Below are 6,577 nucleotides of genomic sequence, written 5' to 3'. Positions count from 1 at the left end.
GGCGGGGTGTCTCGACACGGGCATGGCGTGCTCCATCGCGACTCGGCCGGGGGGACCGTCACACGGCGCCGCGCACCGTTCCGGCTGCGCGGACAGCCGGGATGCGCTCGTGCGGACCTCACCGGAACACAACGGGGGAACGGGGTGGCGCGGGTCTTTCGGTGCGCGGATCCGCGGTACGGCCGGGCGTGCGTCTCCGGCGGCTCCGGCGGGTCCGGGCGTGCGTCTGCCGTGCGGCTCAACCACTGCGGGCCGATGCGGTCGGGATCTCGAACCGCCGTCGGCCACTCAGAGAGGGATGATTGAGGGATCTGAGGCGAGCGTCAATAGTCGCCACAGAGAAAGTTTCCGATCAGATTTCGAATCTTTCGAGATTCCGATCCGTCATCAAGACCACTGCCTCCATGCCCTCCCCTCGCCTGCCCAGCGGGATCACCAGCCCCGGGTCTCGGGCGTCGGCGACTCCGGAGAGGAACTGGATGCGGACAGATCGGCGGCAGGTCTTGACCGGAGGGCCCGCCATTCCTACCTTGTCGCGCAATGGTTCGGAGACATTTCCGAAAGATTCGAAAGGGGTTTCTGCCCGCCGTACGGATAGAGTGCGCGAGACGGCAGCCCGGCCGGGAGGGGAAGCGTGACCGACACCAGCGACACCCGGCCCGCCGACAGCGCGGTGCGAGCACCGCGGCCGAACGCGCTGCGCCGCCTGATGCCCTACCTCCCCCTGATCGCGCCCGTCCTGCTGTGGGCCGTGCCCTGCTGGGTGCTCCTGCACACCGGGCAGCACTGGCCCCTGCCCGTCACGCTGATCGGCACCGCCCTGTTCGCCCTGGGCCTCGTCGGCATGCCGCTCGCCATGGCGCGTGGCCACGGCCGGCGTCAGCAGGACCGGGCCGCGATCCTCGGCGACAGCCTCCTGGGCGGGAGCTGGATCCTGTTCACCTGGTCCGTTCTGCTCGGCGTCCTGCTGCGCCCGGCCCTGACCGTGGCCGGCGTCGGTGACGGCCAGGACCGGGCCCGCACGGTCACGTGGGCCGTCCTCGGCGTGACCGCCGTGCTCCTGGCCTGGGGGTACGCCGAGGCCCGCCGGGTACCGCGCGTGCGCCGTCTCGACGTGCCGCTTCCGCGGCTGGGACCGGGACTGGACGGCACGCGCGTCGTCCTCGTCACCGACACCCACTACGGCCCGCTCGATCGCGCCCGCTGGTCGGCGCGGGTCTGCGAGACGGTGAACGCCCTGGAGGCCGACCTGGTCTGCCACGCCGGCGACATCGCGGACGGCACCGCGGACCGTCGCCGCGCCCAGGCCGCCCCGCTCGGCACCGTGCGGGCCACCCGAGCCCGGGTCTACGTCACCGGCAACCACGAGTACTACAGCGAGGCCCAGGGCTGGGTCGACCTGATGGACGAGCTGGGCTGGGAACCGTTGCGTAACAGCCATCTGCTGCTCGAACGCGGCGGGGACACCCTCGTGGTCGCCGGCGTCGACGACGTCACCGCCGAGTCCTCCGGTCTGGCCGGCCACCGCGCCCACCTCGCCGGAGCCCTGAAGGGCGCGGACCCGGACCTGCCCGTCCTGCTCCTGGCACACCAGCCCAAGTTCGTCGACCGCGCGGCAGCCGCCGGGATCGACCTCCAGCTCTCCGGCCACACCCACGGCGGCCAGATCTGGCCCTTCCACCACCTGGTCCGCATCGACCAGCCCGTGGTGGCGGGCCTGAGCCGTCACGGCGCCCGCACCCTCCTCTACACGAGCCGGGGCACCGGCTTCTGGGGCCCGCCGTTCCGCGTCTTCGCCCCGAGCGAGATCACCCTGCTCGTGCTCCGCTCCCCGCGATGAACTCCGCCCAGCTGTCCGGGGACGCGGTTCAGGAGTGCTCGCGTTCGGCCCGCCGCCGGACCAGTTCCTCGACCGCGGAGGGCAGGGTGGTCTCGAAGTCGATGAGCTTCGCCCAGGTCGGGGTGACGACGATCCGGACCATGCCGTCGTACAGCGAGCGGATCTCGGCCTCCCACGCGACGCGCTGCTCGGACGTCATCTCGTAGCTGCCGTTCATCTGGAGGTACTCCTCCGGGATGCCGTCGACGACGTCCAGCTCGACCCGTCCGCGGATCAGCAGGATCTTCGGCGGGTGGGACTCGGTGTCGATGGTCAGGGCCACCGTCGGGTTCGCGCGCAGCGCGTGCAGTTTCGGGGCGTTCTTCGTGGTGCACAGGATGATCTCCGAGCCGTTCCAGGTGAACGCGATCGGGATGCTGCGCGGGGTGCCGTCCTTGGCGACGTAGGCCAGCCGGGTCAGGTCGCGCGCCAGCAGCTCGCGGCTGATCGGTCGGTTCAGGATGTCGGCGATCTCGTTCGGCTGCATGGTGATCGTTCCTTCGTCGGGGTCGTCCGGGTCGTCGGGGTCGTCGGGTCCGTCGGGTCCCTCTGGGCCGTCGGAGTCAGCACTGTCATCGGCGTCGTGCGTGTCGTGCGACCGGCGGTGGCCGCTCGTGCCCCTGGGACGGAGCCTGCCCGACGTTCTCGACATCCCCGGCGCACGAAATCCAGAAATTCTCCCGGCCGGGTGTCACTCCGGAATCTTCCGGATGCCGCGCCTCGCACTCCCACGCATACCTTCCAGAGGCGCCGGTCCCGTCACGACGGCGGAGGAACGGATCGGCGACGGCGATCTCACGGCGCGCGAACGCGGTCGGCCCTCGGGGGAGGAACCACTCCCGCGCGTCCTCGCCCACGACCGCCGCCGGGCCGGCACCGCAGGAAACGACCGTCCGGCACCGCGCCGGGCGGGCAAGGAGGGATTCCATGCGCACATCCCGCAGCAGTCGCGCCTTCGGGGCGCCGCTGCGCAGACCGTTCGTCCTCGCCGTAGCGGCCGTCCTCGCGTCGTTCGGGCTGTGGACGTCCGCCGGGGCGTCCCCCGCGGCCGCCACGCCGACGCAGGCGACCGCGGGCGCCCGGCCCGACTTCCGGCTGCCCTTCGCCTGTGGCGAGACCTGGCAGTTGCAGACCTACGAGGGCCACGCACCCGACGACAAGAAGCTCGACATGTACCGCGTCGGCGGTCAGACGCTCGGCGCGTCGGTCGTCGCCTCGGCCGCCGGCACGGTCAACCAGCTCTTCGAGCCGGGCGGCCTGGAGATCAACCACGGGGGCGGCTGGTTCTCCGTGTACCTGCACATGGACCGCCGCGACGTGCGGGTGGGCCAGCAGGTCGCCTCGGGCGCACCGCTCGGCAGGCTCGGGCTCGTCGGCACCACCTCGGCGCACCTGCACTACGAGCAGCTCTACGACACCAACGGGGACAACGACGGCGAGACGGACGAGATGGTGCACCCGGTGATCCAGGGCACCGAGTACCGGCTTTCCCCGAGCGGGCCGTTCCCCCAGGTCACCAGCACCAACGCCTGCGGCGGCGGCACCCCGGAGCGGTTCTGGGTCGACACCTTCGCCGACGCCCCGGGCTACGCCGCCGTCGACTGCGTCGGCGACACCGGCCCCCGCTGCGCGGTGCAGGGGAAGCTGCTCAAGGGCACCAACTACGTCCTGTGCAAGAAGCCGGGCTCCGAGGTGCGTGTGGGGAACTCCTTCAACCACTGGTGGCTGCTCACCGACCTCGACGAGGTGGCGCCGGGCGGTTCGGGCCGCGCGTACATCTCCGCGTACTACCTCCAGCGGTGGGGGAACGACGAGGCGAAGGACAACGACGGGCGCGACATCCGGGTGTGCTGACCGGGGCCGGCCCGGCCTTGCCCGAGCCGACCGAGGTCAGCTCGGGGAAGGCCGGGCCGGGCACTCCGCGAGGGCGGGACGGTCCTTCGTCCGCACGGCCGGCAGCCAGGCCGTGCTGCGGCCCTTCTCCGCCGTGAGACGCACCCTGTACCACCGCACCGAGCGGGTGCCCGCCTCGTCGGCGACCGGCATGCCCTGCGGGAACTGGCAGTCGGCGGTCAGGACGTCGCCGTCCCACACCCTGGTCCGCGCGACGTTGTCGATGTCGTACGGCAGCGACGGGTCGATCGCGAGTCCGAGGCTGCACAGGTTGTCCCGCTCGCCGGGCCGGTGACACGAGCGCTCGGCGTTGTACACCGTGACGCGCGCCTGCGCCACGACGCCGGCCGTCGCCCCGCCCCTCCCTGATCCGGCGCCGCTGCCCGGTGAACGGTCGTCGTCGTCGAACTGGAGCCACCCGACGAAGCCCGCGCCGCCCGCCGCCACCACCAGAGCCGCGGCTGCCAGCACCGTGCGGGTCCGGCGGTTTCCCTGGGGCGTCGCGGACCGCTCCCGCTCCGCCCTGATGCGGGCCAGCAGGCTCTCGACGGTGTGCGCGGCACGGTCGGCGTGGTCCGCGGTGAGGCAGTCGGCCGCCAGATCGCGCCAGAAGGGCGGCACCCGCAGGTCCATGCGCAGCGGTGCGCGTCCGTCGGCGTATTCCAGGGCGGCGGCCGCGCGGGCGGCCGGAGTGGCCCCGGGGAACGGCGAGGCGCCCCCGGCGAAGACCTGATGGATCATGACGCCCAGGGCCCAGACGTCGGTGCTCTGCCGCACCTGCACGCCCCGTTCGCCCAGCGAGGCCTGCCAGCGTTCCGGCGGCAGGTAGTCGGGCGTGCCCAGGGGCGGGATGTAGGCGTGGGTGCCGGTCAGCTCCACGGAGAGGCCGAAGTCCGCCAGCCGCGCCGAACCGTCCGCCATGATCAGGACGTTGTCGGGCTTGAGGTCCCCGTGCACCCAGCCCAGCCCGTGCAGGTGCGCGAGCCCCTCGCAGACCTCGGTGAGCAGCCGGGCGCCCTCGGGCGCCGTGAGCGGCTCCGGTTCGGCCGCGGCGGGGGACCCCTCGTCCGACGGCGGAGCGACGGCGCGGCCGGCGGCGGACGAGGCCTCCAGCCGTTCGCGCAGACTTCGCTCGGCCCGCTCCATCACGAGCACGACGGCGCCGTCGAAGGTCGAACCGGCGGACTCGCCCAGCGTGAGGGAGTCGAACAGCCTGATCAGACGGGGGTGTCTGGTGCGTCGGCTGAGTTCGGTCTCGCGCCGTGCGGTCTCCACCAGACCGCGCGCCTGGCGCGGCGCGAGTCCGGCCGTGGGCAGGAACTTGAGGGCGACCTCGGCCGGCACCGCCTCCCCGAGCGCATCCGGGCCCTGGCCTCCGCCCCGGCTCCCGTCGCCCTCGCCCCGGCTCTGGCTCTGGTCCCGGCCCGGGCTCTGGTCCTGGTCCTGGCTGCCGTCGTCCTCACTCTCGCCGTCCGCGCCCCCGTCGCCGACGCGGTCGCTGTCGCCGTCGTCCTCACCGTCGGCGGGATCGGCGCGTCTGGCCGCGTACACCGTCCCCCATCCACCGGCCCCGATCAGACCGGTGACCTCCCACTCGCCCACCCGGTAACCGGGCGGGACCACCTCCACGGATCCGCTGCTCACTCGCCCGCCACCCCCGTCCGCTGGAGGGCGGCTCGCCTCGACGGGAGCAGACCCAGGTGCTCCTCGCGCACCAGGCCGAAGCGCAGGGCGAGTCCCGCCACGGCCTCCCGCTTGCCGTTGCGTCGCACGCCCTGCCCCGATCCGGTCGAGGGGGCGGCGATCCGCAGCTTCTCGTCCGCGAGATAGTCGATGTGGGAGCTGACCGCCCGGGCGGTCAGCCGCTCGCAGCCCGGCCGGCTCCGCAGCCGTTCGACGATCTGCGGAGTGGTCGCGACCGCCACCGTGGACTCGTCACGCAGGCGCGGTTCGCACAGCGCGACGAGGACGAGGAAATACGTGGAGGTCTCGTCCAGCGAGAAGCCGTCGAGCGTTCCGGTGCCCGCCGAGCCCGCCATGCCGCTCGTACCGAGGTAGACGTGGTCGGGGGCGAACACCTGGAAGCTCACAGCGGCTCCCCTGGCCGGCAGGATGACGCGGGCGAACTCGAAGGGCACGGGGGCTCCGGCCCTGCGGGGCGGGACCCTGAAGTACTCCCCCGCGCCTTCCGGGTTCTCCACCAGGTAGGTCTGGGACGTACTGAAGTTGCTCAACTGCCAGTGGTCCTCCGTCACCCGGATCTCGCCGGCCAGCCGGGACACCGCCGGGTTCGCCAGCCGTAGGTCGACGGGGACGGACGCGGAGCCGCGCCCGAAACGGGCGACCTCCCCCGGACCGAGCCGAAGGCTCACCGGCCCCGAGGCGGACGTCACCTCCGTCCCCCCGTCGGACGGCAGGTGAACCAGTACGCCGCTCATGGTCTCCTTCTCCTCCTCGACATCCTTGCGCCCCCGTCCCCGTCCACGGACCCGTCCCCAGACCCGGCGGTGTCCCGGCGAAGCACTCCGGGCGCCACGGACGGGACCGGCCGTGAGGAACTCAAGTGCGTGGTCAGTGCTCGGTGGTGAGCGCTCGGTGGTGGGTGCTCGGTGGTGGGTGCTCAGTGGTGCGTGGTCGGTGGTCGGTGATCCAACGTCAGCGACCGCTGGGGCCCTCACCCGCACCGCCCCTTGAGAGGCGAGTAGCGTGCGTGCCGGTTCCGGCTCCGGACATGCGGAATCCCATCCGGTCGATAAGGTGATCCTCATGCATAGGGATGAGGGGCAACTGCCATAGCGGGCAAGG

5 protein-coding genes are annotated in these 6,577 nt (G+C 72.5%); 2 read left to right on the top strand and 3 right to left on the bottom strand.

Features of this window, described 5'->3' with window-relative positions; genetic code table 11:
- Positions 1 to 634 precede the first annotated feature (634 nt).
- Positions 635 to 1,840 (top strand): metallophosphoesterase, encoded by a 1,206-nt coding sequence (locus tag KMS84_RS20525; protein WP_256917804.1) that lies wholly within the window; start codon positions 635 to 637, stop codon positions 1,838 to 1,840.
- 28 nt (positions 1,841 to 1,868) lie between these two features.
- Here the strand turns inward: KMS84_RS20525 and KMS84_RS20520 are convergent, their stop codons facing one another.
- Positions 1,869 to 2,366: a pyridoxamine 5'-phosphate oxidase family protein gene (locus KMS84_RS20520; RefSeq protein ID WP_256917803.1), complete on the bottom strand. Its 498-nt coding sequence runs from the start codon at positions 2,364 to 2,366 to the stop codon at positions 1,869 to 1,871.
- Positions 2,367 to 2,806: 440 nt separating this feature from the next.
- Here KMS84_RS20520 and KMS84_RS20515 point away from each other — a divergent pair, with 440 nt between their 5' ends.
- Positions 2,807 to 3,733, top strand: coding sequence for a M23 family metallopeptidase (locus KMS84_RS20515; RefSeq protein ID WP_256917802.1), 927 nt, complete (start codon positions 2,807 to 2,809; stop codon positions 3,731 to 3,733).
- 36 nt (positions 3,734 to 3,769) lie between these two features.
- On the opposite strand, the gene KMS84_RS20510 is transcribed toward KMS84_RS20515, so the two are convergent.
- Positions 3,770 to 5,416, bottom strand: coding sequence for a serine/threonine-protein kinase (locus tag KMS84_RS20510; protein ID WP_256917801.1), 1,647 nt, complete (start codon positions 5,414 to 5,416; stop codon positions 3,770 to 3,772).
- On the bottom strand, positions 5,413 to 6,210 hold the full coding sequence (locus KMS84_RS20505) for a serine/threonine protein kinase (protein ID WP_256917800.1): 798 nt from the start codon (positions 6,208 to 6,210) through the stop codon (positions 5,413 to 5,415). The genes KMS84_RS20510 and KMS84_RS20505 overlap by 4 nt, the downstream gene beginning before the upstream one ends.
- Positions 6,211 to 6,577 lie beyond the last annotated feature (367 nt).

Source organism: Streptomyces hilarionis (genome assembly GCF_024539675.1).
Lineage (GTDB): Bacteria > Actinomycetota > Actinomycetes > Streptomycetales > Streptomycetaceae > Streptomyces > Streptomyces hilarionis.
This window is presented reverse-complemented; position numbering and strand designations above follow the sequence as displayed.